This is a genomic window from Pseudoalteromonas sp. GW168-MNA-CIBAN-0100, assembly GCF_040309225.1.
In the GTDB taxonomy this organism is placed as follows: Bacteria; Pseudomonadota; Gammaproteobacteria; order Enterobacterales; family Alteromonadaceae; genus Pseudoalteromonas; species Pseudoalteromonas arctica.
Map to the genome: position 1 here is coordinate 40,807 of NZ_JBEOOL010000017.1, position 19,613 is coordinate 60,419.

16 protein-coding genes are annotated in these 19,613 nt (G+C 36.5%); 3 read left to right on the forward strand and 13 right to left on the reverse strand.

What is annotated here, in order from left to right; all coding sequences use genetic code 11:
- Nucleotides 1-99: 99 nt before the first annotated feature.
- The 3 genes from AAEY62_RS11855 to AAEY62_RS11865 all read left to right on the forward strand — a co-directional run bounded on the left by AAEY62_RS11855 (nucleotide 100) and on the right by AAEY62_RS11865 (nucleotide 5,364).
- Nucleotides 100-2,115: a methyl-accepting chemotaxis protein gene (locus AAEY62_RS11855; protein WP_350634992.1), complete on the forward strand. Its 2,016-nt coding sequence runs from the start codon at nucleotides 100-102 to the stop codon at nucleotides 2,113-2,115.
- An 824-nt stretch (nucleotides 2,116-2,939) separates the two neighbouring features.
- Nucleotides 2,940-4,382, forward strand: a complete 1,443-nt coding sequence (locus tag AAEY62_RS11860; RefSeq protein WP_350634993.1) for a capsule assembly Wzi family protein — start codon at nucleotides 2,940-2,942, stop codon at nucleotides 4,380-4,382.
- 529 nt (nucleotides 4,383-4,911) lie between these two features.
- Complete coding sequence (locus AAEY62_RS11865) at nucleotides 4,912-5,364, forward strand: REP-associated tyrosine transposase (RefSeq protein WP_350634994.1); 453 nt, start codon at nucleotides 4,912-4,914, stop codon at nucleotides 5,362-5,364.
- A gap of 38 nt (nucleotides 5,365-5,402) precedes the next feature.
- Here the strand turns inward: AAEY62_RS11865 and AAEY62_RS11870 are convergent, their stop codons facing one another.
- The 13 genes from AAEY62_RS11870 to AAEY62_RS11930 form a co-directional block, all read right to left on the reverse strand.
- Nucleotides 5,403-5,567, reverse strand: a complete 165-nt coding sequence (locus tag AAEY62_RS11870; protein ID WP_350634995.1) for a hypothetical protein — start codon at nucleotides 5,565-5,567, stop codon at nucleotides 5,403-5,405.
- Between the two features lie 478 nt (nucleotides 5,568-6,045).
- Nucleotides 6,046-7,401 carry a phosphoglucosamine mutase gene (gene glmM / locus AAEY62_RS11875; RefSeq protein ID WP_350634996.1) on the reverse strand — a complete coding sequence of 452 codons (1,356 nt, stop codon included), beginning with the start codon at nucleotides 7,399-7,401 and terminating at the stop codon, nucleotides 6,046-6,048.
- A gap of 266 nt (nucleotides 7,402-7,667) precedes the next feature.
- Nucleotides 7,668-9,614 (reverse strand): polysaccharide biosynthesis protein, encoded by a 1,947-nt coding sequence (locus AAEY62_RS11880; RefSeq protein WP_350634997.1) that lies wholly within the window; start codon nucleotides 9,612-9,614, stop codon nucleotides 7,668-7,670.
- Between the two features lie 204 nt (nucleotides 9,615-9,818).
- Nucleotides 9,819-10,994 carry a DegT/DnrJ/EryC1/StrS family aminotransferase gene (locus tag AAEY62_RS11885; protein ID WP_350634998.1) on the reverse strand — a complete coding sequence of 392 codons (1,176 nt, stop codon included), beginning with the start codon at nucleotides 10,992-10,994 and terminating at the stop codon, nucleotides 9,819-9,821.
- A 37-nt stretch (nucleotides 10,995-11,031) separates the two neighbouring features.
- Nucleotides 11,032-11,658, reverse strand: coding sequence for an acetyltransferase (locus AAEY62_RS11890; RefSeq protein WP_350634999.1), 627 nt, complete (start codon nucleotides 11,656-11,658; stop codon nucleotides 11,032-11,034).
- Entirely contained in the window at nucleotides 11,651-12,247 is a 597-nt protein-coding gene (locus AAEY62_RS11895; protein ID WP_350635000.1) for a sugar transferase, read from the reverse strand. Before AAEY62_RS11895 ends, AAEY62_RS11890 begins: the two co-directional genes overlap by 8 nt.
- Nucleotides 12,244-13,356 carry a glycosyltransferase family 4 protein gene (locus AAEY62_RS11900; RefSeq protein WP_350635001.1) on the reverse strand — a complete coding sequence of 371 codons (1,113 nt, stop codon included), beginning with the start codon at nucleotides 13,354-13,356 and terminating at the stop codon, nucleotides 12,244-12,246. The genes AAEY62_RS11895 and AAEY62_RS11900 overlap by 4 nt, the downstream gene beginning before the upstream one ends.
- Nucleotides 13,353-14,489: a glycosyltransferase gene (locus AAEY62_RS11905; protein WP_350635002.1), complete on the reverse strand. Its 1,137-nt coding sequence runs from the start codon at nucleotides 14,487-14,489 to the stop codon at nucleotides 13,353-13,355. Before AAEY62_RS11905 ends, AAEY62_RS11900 begins: the two co-directional genes overlap by 4 nt.
- On the reverse strand, nucleotides 14,489-15,055 hold the full coding sequence (locus AAEY62_RS11910; RefSeq protein ID WP_350635003.1) for an acyltransferase: 567 nt from the start codon (nucleotides 15,053-15,055) through the stop codon (nucleotides 14,489-14,491). The genes AAEY62_RS11905 and AAEY62_RS11910 overlap by 1 nt, the downstream gene beginning before the upstream one ends.
- Before the next feature lie 13 nt (nucleotides 15,056-15,068).
- Nucleotides 15,069-16,142 carry a glycosyltransferase gene (locus tag AAEY62_RS11915; protein WP_350635004.1) on the reverse strand — a complete coding sequence of 358 codons (1,074 nt, stop codon included), beginning with the start codon at nucleotides 16,140-16,142 and terminating at the stop codon, nucleotides 15,069-15,071.
- A gap of 2 nt (nucleotides 16,143-16,144) precedes the next feature.
- Nucleotides 16,145-17,395 (reverse strand): hypothetical protein, encoded by a 1,251-nt coding sequence (locus AAEY62_RS11920; RefSeq protein WP_350635005.1) that lies wholly within the window; start codon nucleotides 17,393-17,395, stop codon nucleotides 16,145-16,147.
- Entirely contained in the window at nucleotides 17,389-18,582 is a 1,194-nt protein-coding gene (locus AAEY62_RS11925; RefSeq protein ID WP_350635006.1) for a lipopolysaccharide biosynthesis protein, read from the reverse strand. Before AAEY62_RS11925 ends, AAEY62_RS11920 begins: the two co-directional genes overlap by 7 nt.
- A complete protein-coding gene (locus tag AAEY62_RS11930) occupies nucleotides 18,575-19,612 on the reverse strand; it encodes an NAD-dependent epimerase/dehydratase family protein (RefSeq protein ID WP_350635007.1) in 1,038 nt (345 codons plus the stop codon). The genes AAEY62_RS11925 and AAEY62_RS11930 overlap by 8 nt, the downstream gene beginning before the upstream one ends.
- Nucleotide 19,613 lies beyond the last annotated feature (1 nt).

Genomic DNA, 19,613 nt, shown 5'->3' on the forward strand with positions numbered 1-19,613 from the left:
TAATAGTTAAAATTAATTAAAGTAATTGATTTTAATTACTTAACTTATTGGTACAAACGCCGATAAGTCTTAATTGAAGTACTTTTGAGTGGAAATCTTATGAACCTGACAGTAAGCCAACGTATTTGGGGTGGTTTTATATTTATCACACTATTATTATTAATAATTGGTGGTAACTCCTTAATAAAAATTGCAAATATTGACCGCTCCACTCAAAAAGTGAACCAACTATCACTTCCAGCACTAAATAAAAGCTCAGAACTACAAGCCGAATTTATTTTAATGAGTAAAGCCGCTCAAGCTAGCTTTTACACGACATCCGCCAATGAGCTTGCGCCAATAAAAGCACAAGTCCTTGAGCAAAAACAATTATTCAACACGCTGCACCGTGAACTTCAAGGCGTAGTAAAAAATGATGCAACGCTTAATCAAAGCAGCCAAAATGTAGAAAAAACTTATTTAAGCTTTTTAAGCTCAGTTGAAAATTTATTAGCAGATAAAGGCAAACAACTAGCATTAAATAAAGCATTAAAAGCACAATTAGAAAACATAGAACTAAGTGCAGAAGATGCTAACTCTGTTGTACTCGACATTATCGACATTGACGGATTTGAACAAAACCACCCTCGCGCTTATCAAGCTGCAAATAATTTAGAAAACAACTTTATGTCGGTAGTTAGTAACAGCACCGACATGCTAACTGTTAAAACGCTCAACACTCTCGATATTGTTAAGAACGAGCAAACCTATTACCTTGAAGAAGTAGTACGCACCGTTGATTTAATTAAGCCAGCAATAGAGCAAACGCATAGCGACTTATATTCAAGCCTAAAAGAATATGTTGATATTTTAGAAAATAACATAAAGGGCAGTAACAGCTTAGCAGCAAACAAAAAACGTTTAATTGATTCGATTACGCTTACGCAATCAGAGCTTGCACAGTCAGAGCAAGCCACCAAAATGGCACTTAACCAAATTGACGAGCTAGTTAATCAAGCGAGTGATGTTGCGTTTAAATTACAGCAAGGCGTGCGCAGCGACGTAGACTCAGCAAACTTATGGACGTGGGTTGGTATGATTATAGCCACCCTTTTAGCTGTAGCGATTGCTATTATTACTGTTAGCCGCATTACTAAACCACTTGCTGAAGTTAACCGAATTTTAGATATTGTTGCCAGTGGCGACATGACACAACGCTTAGACGACAGCGCTAAAGACGAATTTGGCGAGCTATCTAAAAGTTGCAACACCTTAATTGATAACTTACGCAGCCTAATTAAAGGCATTATTTCGCGCTCTACTCAGCTAGCTGCAGCATCAGAACAAACATCTGCAATTACAGCGGAATCAAGCCAAGCAATTCGTAACCAGCAAGCACAAGTTGAACAAGCAGCCACTGCAACGACCGAAATGAGCAGTACATCACAAACAGTTAGCAACAGCGCTCAACAAGCACTTAGCGAAATTAAAAATGCTGATAAAGAAGCTGAGCGTGTTAAAGGTATTTCGAATAACAACAAAGCCACGATTGAACAGTTAGCACGTGAAGTAGACGACGCCTCACAAGTAATTAATAAACTACATCAAGATAGCGCATCAATTGGCAGTATTTTAGATGTAATACGCGGCATAGCTGACCAAACCAACCTACTTGCACTAAATGCCGCAATTGAAGCTGCACGTGCTGGTGAATATGGCCGTGGCTTTGCGGTTGTAGCAGACGAAGTACGCTCTCTAGCGAGTAAAACTCAAGAGTCGACCCAAGAGATACAATCAATGATTGAGTCTCTACAAACAGGCGCTGAAGCCGCAGTAACAGCAATGAGTAAAGGTAAGCAACGTGCCGTATCGTGTGTTGAGCAAACCGACCTAGCAAGTAGCGCACTTGATTCAATTACATTTGCGGTTTCGCAAGCTCACGATGTAAGTGAAGAAATTTCGACTGCCGCACTTGAGCAACAACAAGTAGCGCAAGAAATTAGCGAACGTCTTGAGTCGATTGTAGCCATAGCAGAGCAAACAGCCGAAGGCGCAAACCAAACTAATATTTCAAGTTCAGAAGTAGCAAAACTTGCCGAAGAGCTTCGCTTGTCGGTAGACGAATTTAAAGTTTAGGTTTACTAAAACGATTAAAAAAACCCGATGGTACTATGTACCATCGGGGTTTTTGTTTATTAGAACTTTAGGAATGAGATGTAAAACCTTACCGGTAAGCGCCGCTCTTACTCACGTAAAAAAACGCAATTTTAAACATTTATATTACCTACTTTGCCTTCACTAAAGTGCAGCGCCCTCTTAACCTCTTTGTGAATAAATCACTTAAAACCTTATTGCACAAAGAGAAGCAAAAGAGGAGTAAATGAGAAGACATTAAAATAATAGTAATTATGTATTTTTACTTCTCTAAAGCGAAGCGCCCTCTTAACCTCTTTGTGAATAAATTACTTAAAACCTTATTGCACAAAGAGAAGTAAAAGAGGAGTAAATGAGAAGAGGCTAAAGCACAGAAATTACGAGCTTTGCTCGTCACGCCAGCAAGCTACGCGCCTACAAGTAAATTTAACCACGGCGTCAAATTTTACCGGTAGGCGTAAAGCTTGCTCACGCGAAAAGCGCAGCTTTTAATATTTATACTTAATAGACTACCTACTTTTGCCTTCACTAAAGCGCAGCGCCCTCTTAACCTCTTTGTGAATAAATAACTTATAAATCTATTTTTTGTAGGTATAACTTATTAAATGCGTTCACCACCTGCTTTATAGTAAAACACTACATACAAAAGCGCGCTCGAATTTAACACATAATCTACCCCCTGCGAATGATAGCTTACTCCTATATATCCCCACTAATATATCGCTTTTTTCTTCCTTACTTAGGCGTTTATTGCTAACCTCGCGTTAACGTTTTTACTTAAACAAATTTTTGCTAACGGAATAATTATGCTCAAAAAAATATCACTGTTTATCGGGATGGCAATCAGTGCAAATGCTGTAGCTAAAGGTGGCGTGTCACCTTATTTACCTTTAAATCAAGCCCCAGAACTTGAGCACCAAGTACAACGACTTTTAGCTGTAAGTAAAAATACACATATTATGAGTAAGCCTTATAAAGCGCACGATATTTATAGAGTGCTGCAAACAGTAAGGCATACTTACCCAGAACTATATCAAACACTTTCGTACCAACTTAGCCCTTACATTCAAAGTGATGCGGGTACATTTGCAAAAGTAACGCTTGCTGCTGGCACAAAAGATAAAACACTGCCTAACCAACGCGGCCAAACCACTAAAACCAACTTAATTGTTGAAGGTGGCGCTTACGCTAACTTCGGGCGTTATTTTGGTGTAAGTGTTGCAGGCATAGCCAACGAAGACGAAATATTACCTACACAAAGTTTTTTTTACCTTGGTAATAAATACGCGCAGTTAGATGTAGGTTACCGTGAGCATTGGTACTCGCCTTTTAACGACAGTGCCATGCTATTAAGCACACATGCTAAAACAACGCCTTCTATAACGCTTAGTAATGTAGAGCCAATAACCAGCTTTAATATTCGTTACGATATGTTTATTAGTAAAATGACAGAACAACGTGGGATCCGTAAAGGTAACTACGACCCTGTAAACGGTAATGAATTTACACCCGGTAAGCCTTATTTATTTGGTTTACATACCAGTTTTGCAGCAACCGATAATTTAACAATAGGCCTAAGCCGCTTAATGCAGTTTGGTGGTGGTCCGCGTAGTGTTAAGTTAAAAGACTTTGCAGAAGGCTTTTTTACCCCTGGCAGTAAAGATAATATAACGACCTCGGAGGCAGAAGAGGCTAATACAGATTTTGAGCTTGGAGATCAGTTAGGCTCAATTACTTTTGCGTATAACAATAGTATTTATACACTTCCTTATGAGCTATACGGTGAGGTAGCACTCGAAGATACATTAGGTGGCTCTCGCAATAATGCATATAGCTTTGGTATTTATTTACCTTTTATTGCTAACAACCACAGTTTACGCTTCGAGCACAGTAACTTACAAAAGAGCTGGTATGCAAATAGTATATATAAAGATGGTAACCGTAATTCTGGCAATGTAATTGGCCACTGGGCGGGTGATGAACACGACTACACCGACTACACACCGGCTAAATCTATGAGCGCAAACTGGCATTGGCAATTAAGTAAAATAGAAAGTTTAAATACCACCATTCGCATGCTTGAAAATAAACGTGATGGTTATAAAACAAGTTACGAACTGCAAACAGCGTATACACGCAAGTTGAGTAAACCAATAATGGGTGCTAAAAGTTGGGGAGCTGAGCTGTATCAAGGAAAGGATGTATACGGGGAAACGTTTGCTAGATTAGGTGTATTTGCCAATTTTTAACACCCTGTAGGTGCGAATTTATTTCGCGCTCATCTAACCTAACGTTACCAAAGCGAGGTTAAAACCTCACCTACAATATACACACCCTATCGGTGCGAATTTACTTCGCGCTCATGCAGCCTAACTTCACCAAAAGCGAGGTATAAAACCGCACCTACAATATATACTCTGTAGGTGCGAATTTATTTCGCGCTTATCTAACTTAACTTCACCACAAGCGAGGTGTAAAACCTCACCTACAATATATGCACCTTGTAGGTGCGAATTTACTTCGCGCTCAGCCAACCTAACTTCACCAAAAGCGAGGTATAAAACCTCACCTACAATATATGCCCACCCTATCGATGCGAATTTACTTCGCGCTCAGCCAACCTAACTTCACCAAAAGCGAGGTATAAAACCTCACCTACAATATATGTACCCTGTAGGTGCGAATTTACTTCGCGCTCATCTAACTTAACTTTACTTCGCGATCTCTTATTTTAAAAACCTCTGCTACCTTTAAACAAAAGTACTGAAGGCCTGTAAAATGTATCGTTCAGATTTATTGCGAAAAGGCAGAGTATCATTAACAAATCGATTTTACTCAATCACACTAGTGGCGCACAAAAGAGAAAACATATTTATTTCTATGGATATTAATCGATTAATAATCACAGAAATGAAAAAGATAGAAACGCAAGAAGCAGCCAGAACAATAGCATTTGTAATTATGCCAAATCATATACATTGGCTAATTCAATTAGGAAATAAAAAAGCGCTGTCTGATGTAATTAAGTTATTTAAAGGCCGTTGCTCTAAAGTAACCCGTGACGATTTAGGTATGTATAAATTATGGCAACGCAACTACTATGATCACATGATTAGAAATGAAAATGATTTACTGAACAATACTAGATATATTATTGCTAATCCTTTGCGGGCTAAAATTGTCGATAAAATTGCTTCATACCCTTACTGGGATTGTATTTATATAAAATAAAAAGCGAGGTATAAAACCTCACCTACAATACACACACCCTATCGATGCGAATTCACTTCGCGCTCATCTAACCTAACGTTACCAAAAGCGAAGTATAAAACCTCACCTACAATATATGCACCTTGTAGGTGCGCATTTACTTCGCGCTCATCTAATTTAACTTCACCAAAAGCGAGGTATAAAACCTCACCTACAATACACACACCCTATCGATGCGAATTTACTTCGCGCTCTTCCAATTTAACTTTACCAAAGCGAGGTATAAAACCTCACCTACAATATATGCACCTTGTAGGTGCGAATTTACTTCGCGCTCAGCCAACCTAACTTCACCAAAAGCGAGGTATAAAACCTCACCTACAATATATGTACCCTGTAGGTGCGAATTTACTTCGCGCTCATCTAACTTAACTCTACAAAAAGCGAGTTATAAAAACTCACCTACAATACACACCCTATCGATGCGAATTTACTTCGCGCTCATCTAACCTAACGTTACCAAAAGCGAGGTGTAAAACCTCACCTACAATATATGCACCTTGTAGGTGCGAATTTACTTCGCGCTCAGCCAACCTAACGTTACCAAAAGCGAGATATAAAACCTCACCTACAATATACACACCCTATCGATGCGAATTTACTTCGCGCTAATGTGATGCATCACCGACAAAAAACATACTTCTACAATAACGCTTTTATTGAACTAGCTATATGCTCGGCTTGCTCTTGTGATGCTACAGAATCAGTTGACTCGACCATGACACGGATCAATGGCTCAGTGCCTGATTTACGAAGTAAAACACGACCTGTATCTGCCAATACTATTTCTGCTTCTGCTACTGCTTGTTTTACCGAATCAGTATTTAGAATTTCATTCGCATTATTTTTTGTTAAACGCACATTAAGAAGCACCTGAGGTAATTTTTGCATACCTGCTACGTAGTTCTTTAATGATTGCTTTTGCTGAATAAGCGCTGTTAACACCAATAAAGAGGCTACAATGCCATCACCTGTGGTTGCATAATCTAAATGTAGAATATGGCCTGAACCTTCACCACCAAGTTTCCAGCCAGTATTTTTAAGCTGCTCAACAACATAGCGATCACCTACTTTAGCGCGCTTGAATGGTATATCCATTTCCTTAAGCGCTAGCTCTAACCCGAGGTTAGACATTAGTGTACCAACAACACCACCCTGCATTTTGCCTTGCAGCTTTGCTGCTTTAGTTAAAATATAAAGTATTTGGTCACCGTCAATCACAGCGCCACTATCATCAACAAGCATTAATCTGTCAGCATCACCATCAAGCGCAATACCTAAGTCTGCTTTATGTTCAAGTACAGCTGCTTGAAGGCTATCTAGATGTGTAGCACCACATTGCTCATTTATATTTAAACCATTTGGTTTATCGTTAATGCTAATAACGTCAGCACCTAGTTCTGCATAAACATTAGGCGCTATGTGATATGCAGCCCCATTTGCACTATCAACAACAATTTTTAAACCTTCAAGTGTTAAATCTTTAGCAAATATGCCTTTGCAAAATTCAATGTATCGTCCAGCAGCATCGTTTATGCGTCTTGCTTTACCCAAGCGCTCTGAGCTTACACACTGCATTGCGTTGTTATTTAATGCTTGCTCAAGTAAAGCTTCAATTTCAAGCTCTTGCTCATCGTTTAACTTCGTACCAGAATTATTAAAAAACTTAATACCATTATCGTAATATGGATTATGCGATGCACTAATAACAACACCGGCATCCGCTCTAAAGGTTGATGCTAAATAAGCAACAGCAGGCGTTGGCATTGGGCCAACAAATGCTACATTAACACCTGCAGCTGAAAGGCCTGCTTCTATGGCTGACTCAAACATATAACCACTGTTACGTGTATCTTTACCTATTAGAATCTCTTTTGTACCACTAGAGGCTAAAACAGTACCCGCGGCCCAGCCTAATTTCATTGCAAAATCAGGCGTGATAGGAAAAGTACCCACCTTACCTCTTACTCCATCGGTACCAAAGTATTTACGTGGCATAATTATTCCTTTTAAAATGTTAAATGCGCAGTGCACATATAATTAATATTTGTTAGCTCTATTATCTTAAAAACATAGCTTTATTTCAAAAAGCAAAAAGCGCGAGTTAAACTCACGCTTTAAATTTCATTAAATATAAAAACTAAATACATAGCTTTAATTTGTCAGAATATTGAATAAATTATTATCAACAACCTTACTCAGCCTGACCGTTATTTGTTACTTTAAAATACAATGTCACTCAACTTAGTGTGTAAAATAATAACTTAATTAATATTTACAACATTCTGCTTGTTTCCCTTGGTTAGATCCTTTTTTGCATTCCACACCAAATCACATATACCATCAGTTGGATTAAAACCAGTGGGTGCATCTAGTAACAATTGACGAATTGTTTCATGATCAAAGTTATGACACGCAATATCTAACGCTTCTATAAACACATTAAGCTCAGCTAAAGGTAGCATTACTTCACTGGCTGTCATTATGCGCTCGTGTGTTGTTTCACCCACGTTATTACCAATTAACAGTTCTTCATAAAGCTTTTCACCTGGGCGCAAGCCCGTACACTTAATCTCGATATCACCATGTGGATTAGTGTCGCTTTTAACTTCAAAACCAGAAAGTCGTACCATTTTAGTCGCAAGATCTTTAATTTTAACTGGTTCGCCCATATCAAGTACAAACACATCGCCGCCTTTACCCATAGCGCCTGCTTGTATTACTAATTGAGCAGCTTCTGGAATCGTCATAAAAAAGCGTGTTATATCAGGGTGTGTAAGCGTTATTGGGCCGCCCTCTTTTATTTGCCTGCGAAATAGCGGCACAACAGAGCCACTAGAACCAAGTACATTACCAAAGCGCACCATACAAAAACGTGTTTTGTGCTTAACACCTTGCTCTTGCGTTAAGCCCTGCAGTACTAATTCGGCCATACGTTTAGTCGCCCCCATTACATTAGTAGGACGAACGGCTTTGTCGGTAGATATAAGTACAAAATTTTCAACGCCAGCATTAACTGCAGCTTTAGCACAGTAATAAGTACCAAACACATTATTACGTACACCTTCAACAACGTTATGCTCAACTAACGGTACATGCTTATAAGCCGCTGCATGATAAACTGTATGCACGCCAAAGGTTTTCATTACAGTTTCAAGACGGTTAATGCGCTGAACAGAACCCATTATAGGAATTAACTCTAATTCTAAAGCATTATTACAAATATACTCGTTAAGCTCTTTTTCTATTGAATATAAAGCAAACTCACTTTGTTCAAATAAAATTAATTTAGTGGGTTTTTGTTTAACTATTTGCCTACAGAGCTCTGAGCCAATAGAGCCCCCTGCACCTGTTACCATAACCACTTTTTTAGTAATATTAGCCGTCATTAAATCCATTTTAGGGGCTACGGGGTCACGACCTAGTAAGTCTTCTACACCCACTTCTGTTATTTCAGCAAGCTTAGCTTTACCCTCTACAACATCAGCCATTCCAGGGATTGAAAGTACCTTAATTGTTAATGGCTCTAATTGAGCTAGTATTTCTTTACGGCGGGCACGTGTTGCACTAGGTAGTGCTAATAAAACTTTGCTAACTTTACGTTTATTAATTAATTCGTAAATACCTTTAAAGCATACAACAGGTATACCCTGAATTATTGAGCCATGTTTAGTAGCATCATCGTCAATAAATGCACTAACAAAATACTCAGGGCCAGCACCTAAAGCAGTGGCTAGTTGTCGCCCTGCTGAGCCCGCTCCATAAATAATCACAGACTCTTTTTTACTCGTAGTCATTTTACCAATAATCGCACGTACCAATACACGGGCACCACCTACGGTTAATAAACATAGCCAAGCAAATATAAACGGCATAGTACGGGGTATATCTATACCTATCAAAAAGGCAATTAAAACCAAACTAACTGTAGTTATAACGGTACCTAATACTATTGCCCATATGGCTTGAGAGTTCATGTACCTAAGTACTGCACGATACAAACCTAAACTTATAAATGTATATAAGCTTACAGGTATCAACACCGCTAATAAAAGCCAATTATCTAAACGCTGCAGTGGTTCAAAGCTATCAAGCCTTACAATAAGGGCTAACCAAAAAGCGATTACAATAAATAACGTATCGATAAACAAAGTAATAAGGCGTTTTTTAGCGCGAGATGCATTTAAAATAGAGCGTATAAAGCTATCCACTGACAGTTCCTTTTATAATTAAGGTGCTAGGTTTCAAAAATAATAGTTATGGCGAGTAATCTTCAGCTATTAGCCAAAATAATATACAACATAAAAAGCAGCAAACAAGAGTAAATGAAAGGCCGCTAAACCGCTTTAATTTATAAAGCGTAGCGACCTCTTTACTTGTTAGTAGGCTTTTTATTTAACTAATTATATGAAAATCTATTTTGTTGCGAGACTAAAGACTTCTTTGATTACTTGGGTTGTTTTGGCTATTTCCGCTTCAGTAAGCGTTGGGTGTACTAAAAACATGATGGAAGTTTCACCTAGTTCTACGGCATTAGGTAAACGTTTTTCTGGGCGCCATGGTGTGTTGTCAAATGCTTTTTCAAGATAAACTTCAGAACAACTGCCCTGAAAACACGGTACACCGCGCTCTACAATCGCATTAACAATACGGTCACGGTTCCAATTTTTTGCCAATTGCTCAGGCTTAACAAACATATAATGTTTATATTCTGCGTGCTCGCTGTGCCCTGGCACTGACACTAAGCGAATACTACTAAAACCACTTGCGGCTTCGTCTAGCTGAGCACCGTATGCTTGGCGTTTTGCTGTCCAATCACTCATACGTGTTAATTGTATGCGACCAAGCACAGCTTGCATCTCTGTCATGCGCCAATTAGTACCAAAGCTTTCATGCAGCCATCTAAATCCTGGTGGGTGCTCACGGTTATAAATAGCATCAAAGCTTTTACCGTGATCTTTATAGCTCCACATAGTTGACCATAACTCTTTTGAGTTAGTGGTTACCATGCCGCCCTCGCCGCCAGTTGTCATTACTTTATCTTGGCAAAAACTCCATGCACCAACATGCCCAATACTGCCAACAGACTTACCTTTATATTTAGCACCATGCGCTTGGGCACAGTCTTCAATTACATAAAAGCCATGCTCTTTACTCAATAACATTATATCGTCCATTTCAGCAGGCATACCTGCTAAATGTACAACAATAACCGCTTTTGTTTTCGGTGTAAGTACTGCTTTAATACTAGCGGCTGTAATTGCTTGGCTATTTAAATCAACATCAGCAAATACCGGTGCTGCACCCGCAGTAACAATGCTTGACGCAGATGCTAAAAATGTACGAGGCGTAGTTATTACTTCATCGTCAGCGCCTACATCTAAGGCTTTAAGTGCTAAATCAAGTGCTAAAGTGCCATTACCAAGCGCTATGGCATATTCACTATCAGCCCAAGTAGCAAACTCTTTTTCAAATTCACGGCCTTCAGTGCCAGTCCAATAATTAACTTTATTCGATAAAATTACACGACTAACGGCATCGGCCTCTTGCTGAGTAAAACTAGGCCAAGGAGAAAATGGGGTATTTAACATGATGTTCCTATTAATTTATATAGAAATGAGGTCTTATTCATTGCGGTACTGCAGGAGAGCCAAATGCAGTAACGTTATCCGGTATATTTTTTATAACAGTACTACCCGCACCAATCATACAATTGTCACCAATTACTATTAATTGTTTAATTTGGCTACCAATGCCAACCCAACTTTTACTACCAATAATAACCCCGCCCGCCAAAGCAGTATTAGGGCAAATATGAGTAAAGTCACCAATAGCACAGTCATGCTCAATAATAGTTGAGGTGTTAACTATGCAGCCAATGCCTATATTGGCAAACGCATTAATAATAGCACCAGCAAAAACGACACTTCCCTGCGCTATTGTAGCGTATTGGCTTATAACAGCTGTGGGGTGAATTAATGTTATTAAATTAAAATTATTTTGTTGTAACAACTGTATTTTTTGCTGGCGAATATCGTTATTGCCAATAGCAACAACAACGTCACTAGAGGCTGTGCTTGTATTGTTTAACGCTATTAAATCGGCACAAGTACCATGTATAGGCCAGTGTTCAATATGTGTTTTACTTGGGTAGGCATCATCATAAAAGTTAACAATAAAACCAAGCTGTTCGGCAATATCGGCAATTACTTTACCATGGCCACTGGCGCCAACTATCGCTAACTCTTTAGTCATTATTAGAACCTTTAAATGGCTCAATAGTCACATGCCCGTCAGCGCTTATGCCTTCGCGTACAAATACTTTTTTTACGGTAAGTAATAAAATTTTAATATCGAGTAAAAAGCTTTGGTTATTAACATACCAAACGTCTAGTTTAAACTTTTGCTCCCAACTAATGGCGTTGCGCCCATTAACTTGAGCCCAACCAGTTATACCTGGGCGCACATTATGTCGGCGTGCTTGCTCGCTACTATATAACGGTAAATACTGCACTAATAAAGGCCTAGGACCTACTAAACTCATATCGCCTTTTAATACATTAAACAAGCCTGGGAGTTCGTCTAAACTGGTAGAGCGTAAAAAAGCACCAAACTTAGTCATACGCTCATCATCAGGCAGCAAATTGCCATGCTTATCTTTACCATCAAGCATGCTTCTAAACTTCATCATTTTAAATACATTGCCATTCAAACCAGGGCGATTTTGAGTAAATAAAATAGGCGAACCTAATTTAAAACGAATGAGTACAGCAACCACAATTATTACAGGTAATAAAATAAGTAATGTAAAAAGAGCAACTAAAAAGTCAAAGAGTCGTTTCATTTACTCAGCCCCATAATATCCATTAATTCGGCATTTACTTTATGAACATCAAACTTATTTTCAACCATAGTTCTGCTAGCCTCAGCCATTCGTTGCCACTCTAAAGGGTTTTCGATAAACCATATCATTCTATCAACCAGTTGCTCTACATTTGCTTTTTCGACTAACCAACCATTTTCGCCATTAATAACGGTTTCACGACAACCTGGTACATCTGTAGTTAAAATAGGTCTCCCTGTTGCCATTGCCTCTAAAACTGTACGAGGTAAACCTTCATGATACGAAGGCAACACAAAAATACTACAGTCATCAATAAAAGGACGAACATCACTCGTTTCACCTAAATAATCAACTGAATTATTTTGGTTTAACTTTGTTAGCTCTTCTAGTGAAATACCATCTGGTGAGGGATCTTCAGGGCCAACTAGCTGAAATACTGCTTGTGGGTAATGTTGTTTAATTATATTCGCAGCTTTAACATACTCACGTATCCCTTTATCACCCAATAACCGAGCAATAAGTAAAAATTTAGGTGTTAAAGGCAGAGGTTTTACCTCAAAGTACTTAACATCAACGCCAGAGCCATTTACAACAGCCGTTTTATGTTCAGGCACTATGCCTAAATCAATAAAAACCTGTTTGTTGTCGGGGTTTTGAAAAATGACTTTATCCGCTTTCTTTAGAGCTGTTTTATATAAAATAACAACTAACTTCATCAAAAGGTTCTTTTTCCAATTGCCTCTTTGAAAAGCAAATCCTAAGCCGGTTACTAGCGCATAAAAACGGCAATTTGGCAAACAGCGCGCAGCAAAGGCTCCCCAAATAATTGGCTTAATTGTATAAGCTAAAATCACATCTGGTTGTTGCGCTTTAAAAATCTTTTTTAAAGCCTTAAAGGTCTTAAAGTCCTCTCTTGGATTTAAACCACTTCGACTAACAGGGTAATCAATATAATTCGCACCTAATGCTTCAACAGCGTTAATATCGGTAGCTGTTGCTCCTGATGCTAATGCTTTAACCGAGGTGCCTATATCATTAAAGCATTGAAGTAATTGCCCTCTAAAATTATATAATGAAGAAGAAAGAGTACCGATTATTATTAATTTCATTTTTCAACAATTTCACTTATAAAATCAAAGCGTTTTCTTTGTAAAGTGTCAAACGCATACTCTTTAGCCCTATTTTTATTTATCTCACTTTGCTCTATTCTCAACTCGTAAGAATCTAATAATTTTTTAATTCTATCAGCTAGTTCTATAGGGGACTTCGGTTTACACAAAAAAGAATCATCGATTAGCTCCGGTATACCCCCTACGTTAGTAGCAACACATGGCAGACCTAAAGACATCGCTTCTATTAAAGATCTTGGCAATCCTTCTGTATGACTTGGTTGTACATAAATATCACATTCTTTAAGCCAATTTAATATCGGGACTCCTCCCTTTATCGACTCATGGAATGAAATTTGCTTGCCTAAACCAAGCTCTAAAGCCTGCTGCTTATATAGTTCTTGATTGCCCCCACCCAAAATATGTAATTCTATACCTTTATGAGATGAACTTATTAGCGCTAAAGCAGATATCAAGTCCTGTAGGCCCTTATATTTACAATTAAGAGAGCCTATAAACTTAATAACTTTAACGTGATCTTTTATCTCTACAAAACTGTCTACAGGATATAACTCAACATTAGAAGCGGATATACTAGAGCCTTGGCATGGATACCTGTATTGAAGAAATTTTTTCGTAACATAAATAGCGTTGCTTGATTTTGATAAAGTAGCTCTTAGTTTATAAGCTTCAAAAGGGGCGATCAAATAACCCTTTATTGAACCGTGATTTCGCATTGCATCGTAAGGACAACCTACAACTTCAACTAAGACCTTCTTTTTATGTTTAATAGCTATATCAAAAGCAATACTGCCCAAAAAGCTTGGTAAGCGACATACTACAAAGTCAACATCTTTGATTATACTCTCTATATAGCCTTTAATTTTATAATTAAAAATTCTATCGATTAGTGTGATATTCGGTATACAGTTAAATTTCACTTCACTAAGAGTCGTTTCATTTAAGTTTTCAATATCTTGGGGGCAAAAGACTTCTTTTTCTCTAGCAATGACAACTAATTCATTTGAAACATTAAGATAGCGTTTCCACGTCCTATCGGTTAATTTCCCATCACTAAAAAATCGTCCACCATATTTCTTAAATGTATGATCATGAATAAAGGCTGTTTTCACTATATATTCCTTATCTTTTTAGCAGGAACACCTGCATATATAGATTTTTCATCAAGCAGTCCCTTTACAACGCTTCCGGCCGCAACTATCGTACGGGTGTTAATTTTAACTCCGGCAAGTACTCTAACACCACAACCAATCCAAACATCTTTAAATATTACAACTTCTTTTAATATAGTTGGATTATATTTAATTGGGACCTCCAAGTTTTCCCAAGTATGTTCAAAAGAGATAATAGATGAGTTGTGAGCTATAGATACATTGTCACCGATGTTAACGCCACCGGAGGCATCAATATAACAATTGGCATGAATACTAATGTTACTTCCCAGAATCAATGATTCAAAATTTTTTATTGTAACGTTTTTGCCCACATAAATATTTTTACCCACCTTTTTTGCAAGAGAAGCTAATACTACATACCTTATTAAAACAGATAGTTTTCCTTCAAATACATTTGATATATTCCAAATGAAATATCGAATAAACTTGGGTAATAAACGAAAAAAATAAACTAGGATCTTTATTAATGGTGTCAGATAATAAAAAAGCTTTCTACCGGTCATTATACTATCCCTACTATGCTTTCATAATTGAAATATAGAAATCAGAAAGTAACTTTGATGAACGTTCAATATTAAAAGTACTTTCACTACAACGGTTATAAGATTCCACCTTACCTAACTTCCCCTCAGAGCTACCTAAAGCCTCTATCCAAACTTTTATATTATCTAAAGGTAATCTCAATATATTTTCATGTACTATATCAGCTTCTCTAGGTATTTTATCTGATATAATGCAGTTAAGACCAGCAGCTTGCGCTTCTATAAAGGCTAAGCCTAAACCTTCGAAAATAGATGGAAATATGAACCCATCAGAGCTTTTTAATAAATAAGGAATATCATCACGATTTCCTAACAGAGTAACTCGGTTAGACAAATTAAGTTCTTTTATTTGCTCTTCAATTTTTATTCTAAGCTTTCCTTCACCAACAATGATTAAATGAGCATTGACATTAGAAAATAGATCTAATAAAAAAAGATGATTTTTTTGCTCAGTCAAAGATCCAATAGTTATAAAGGTTTTAAAGCTTGCATTTCCAACATCACTACTTTCTAGTTGATAATTAAACTTATTTAAGTCTATACCACAATGAATAATTTTAACTTTATTCGTATTGCTTGAACCAAAAAGGTCTTGGGCTGCATCAACGCTAGCGGCTACTTTATTAGTTTTAAAAACTCTAAAAACACATTTAGAAAAGAGTGAGTAAAAATTATCTTTCGTTCGTTTTCTTAAATCATAGTGGCCTTTGATAAATCTTTTGTCATTATGAGAATGCGCAATAAATTTAACTTTTGAGAACAATAAAGCAAGGCGTACAAAAGCTGAAAAACGATATAAGTGTGAGTGGACTATAGAGACATTATTATATTCTATAAACTCATTTAATTTTTTCTGAAACTTAATAACACCAGATTTAAGCGTAATATCGGTAATTACATCTCCGTTAAATTTAGAATACCATTTACCTTTCTCACCTGAGCAGGCAATTATTACATGCTCGTTTTCAGTATCTTCGTGCGAAATATCTATCAACCATCTTTCAATGCCGCCAGGATCTAGCTTACTTATAATATGTATAACTTTCATACTCACCTAAATTTAAATAATCGTAAAAAATCACGAAATGCCAATAGCATAAAAAAATATAACAAAGGGGCAAATGGTACTACATGTACAAAATGCCATAGGATAAATACACAAAGCAATAGTAGCGACTTTAAATTAATTAAAAATTTATTTGCAAAAAAAAGTGCTGAAATGTAGAAAAAAATCAACATGGGAATACCCCATAGTTTGAAATTAGATACAAATTCGTCGACTATAGATGTTGTTAATGACCAACCATTCAGCGCTGGACCTTTATCATTCCAAACAAGAGAGTTCGTAAGGTACTGCGCATAAGGATAAGGTTTTTTTTCAAATATACTTCTTGGAACATAAATAGCTATTGAACCCAAAAATGTTTGACCTGGATAATCTAATATGTCGTCGCCCAATACTATTGTTTTATAAATGGAATATTTTAATATATCATCTCGACCAAACTCAATCCTATATTGTAAATATTCATCTATCACTCTCCCATCATCATATTTTATGTTATTAGCGTAAAACATATATGATGATAAAAAAATAACGACTCCACAAAACAATTTTATTTTATTAAGAATGCTACTAGCTTTAGCATAATAATAATCCATTAAAAAGTATGCTAAAAATATAAACATCACAGTTCTTTTGTTATTTAAATAAACGTCTAAAACAAGAGCTATTAACAACAACGTAGACTTGACGCTAGTGATTTCCCTGCCTTCTATAAACCTTAAATAAGTTATAATTAAAGCTGATAGCAAAGTAAAGTTTATGATCAGATTGTGGAAAACATACACTGGTGTACCTAAATAACCTCTAATTTCACCATAATTAAAATACACACTAGGAACTGGGGATAGAAACAGCAGTAAAAAAGGAACTAATATTAAAAAATAAAGTGTAAGTCTGATCAATTTACTTGGTTTGTTAAATAAATCACTATCGTTTAAATTATATTTTCGCAGTTTGACCTGAGAAAATAACAATATGGTATTTAGCAAAAAAACAACTAGCATATAAATAAAATTAGTTTCTAAATTTTCATAGGCTAATTTTAAATTATAAAACTTTGTTTCATAGTTCGGCATTCCATAAATAACATCAAGGTATGTATGAAGAGAATATAAAATAAAAAAAACAGGAGAAAAGATAATTGCTGAATTAACTTTTCGATTTAATAAACTCAAAAATGAATGAATCAGGCTTGCAGCTGAAACTAATATAATCAAAAATTGTAAAACTAACACTTATCACCACTCACACGAAGTTTGATAAAGAACCGATAGTAGCTAACTACAAATTGTATAAAAAAGATTAAGGAAATAGTCATCAGAAAACCAAAAAGACCATTAGCAGACAGTGCATAAGCGCCTATAAAATAGGTTAAAATCAGTAAAAAGAGAAACATATATGGCTGAAATTTAAAGTCTCTAATTGCACTACAGCAATACCCCAAATACGAGGAAAGATATGTAAAAAAAGCAATAAGTGAATAAGCGTACAATTCAACTTTCGAAATTTTCATTTCAGATGAAAACAATAACGTAGCTACAGCCTCCCCTATTAATATAATTACTATGGCAGCTATTACTGAAAAAATAAGAACTATACTCAAACCTTTAAAAAAAGTTTTTTTCACAATGCTCATTTTCTTATTGTTAAAGTTACTAGAGATAATAGGAACGTACACTTGTGCTAAAGATTGAACGACTACATTACCTGCATTTAATAGATATAAAAAAGAAACAAATAACCCAACCTCAGTATAATTAAATTCAGTCTCGATTAAAAAACGAGGTAAAACTGATTTAAAGGATAAAAGACCGGCAGTAATAGCTAATGGAAAACCAATTTTAAAAAAAATACTGTAAGCCAAATTGAATGGCAATGTCATTTTGAAAAAATTGTTAAATCTATCGTAAAAAAATAAAAATGAAAGATTTACAAAAAACAGTAACAACACTGATATGTTTAATTCTCTGGATATATATAGAGCACAAAAAAAGGTTAATGCTCCGAACAAAGATCTAAACAGTCTTGATTTAGCAATTATAAGGTGTTCATGATCTCTTTGTCTAAGCCCATATTTATATTCATAAACACTTTCGACTATTTTCAGCATGTATAAAACTGAGACCAAAATTAGGAGCTCTGAGTCATAAAAAAAACAAAATGTAATAGCAAGTAACATTCCAATAAATTGAGATAATAATATATAGTTTATCAACCCCTTTATATTGTCATTTTCATGGGTCACCGCTATTTGTCTGATACCAAAATTAAAAACCATATTTACTGGAACAACTATGCCCAGTGCAATCGCATATATACCGGCTAGATCAAGGCCTAAAAACTGGGTTATACTTATAAGAATCAGCCATTGCCCAAGAACATAGGCAATAGCTCCCCCCAAAGAATAAAATAGATTACTCATTAATAAACATTACATACCATGGCATTGCTTTGCTAATACCTTTTAATATTTTGTATTCTGGTGCGTAACCTAGGTTATTAACGGCTTTACTTACATCTGCTTGCGAATGACGGACATCACCCGCTCTGAAATCACGGTATATTGGCTCTTTCGTTATATATATATCGCATTCTTTAAGTGCAGACTGTATTGATTTGTATAAATCGTTAAGTGTTGTACGATCACCTACAGCTACGTTATATACATTATCTTTTGCTTCATCTGATGCTGTTGCAGCAAGTATATTCATTTGTACTGTATTTTCGATAAAACAAAAATCACGGCTAGTTTCACCATCACCATTTATAAATACGTCTTCGCCCTTAATCATATCGGCAGTCCACTTAGGGATTACCGCTGCGTATGCTCCGTTAGGATCTTGGCGTTGACCAAAAACATTAAAGTAACGTAAGCCGATAGTTTTAAAGCCATATGTTTTTGCATAAACACCCGCATATAACTCATTCACATATTTAGTTACTGCATAAGGCGAAAGCGGATTACCAATATTTTCTTCAACTTTTGGTAATGCTGGATGGTCACCATACGTAGAGCTGCTTGCAGCATAAGTAAAGCTTTTTACTTTAGCCTCTTTAGCTGCTTGTAACATATTTAAAAAGCCAGTGATGTTTGCTGCATTCGTTGTAATAGGATCGGCAATTGAACGCGGTACTGAGCCTAACGCGGCTTGGTGCAATACATAGTCAACACCTTCACCATTATTAGCTAATGCTGTTTCGCAATCTTGATAATTACGAATATCACCTTCAATAAACTTGAAGCCTTGCCACTGCTCTGCAGTTACTAACCCTTGCACTTCATCAAGGTTATGCTGATGGCCTGTTGCAAAATTATCGAGCCCAACTACTTTTTGATTTAACTTTAATAAATGCTCTAAAAGGTTTGAGCCAATAAAACCAGCAACACCTGTCACTAACCAAGTTTTAGGAGAAGAAAGCAGTTCTATTTTAATTTGTTCGTAACGAGTCATA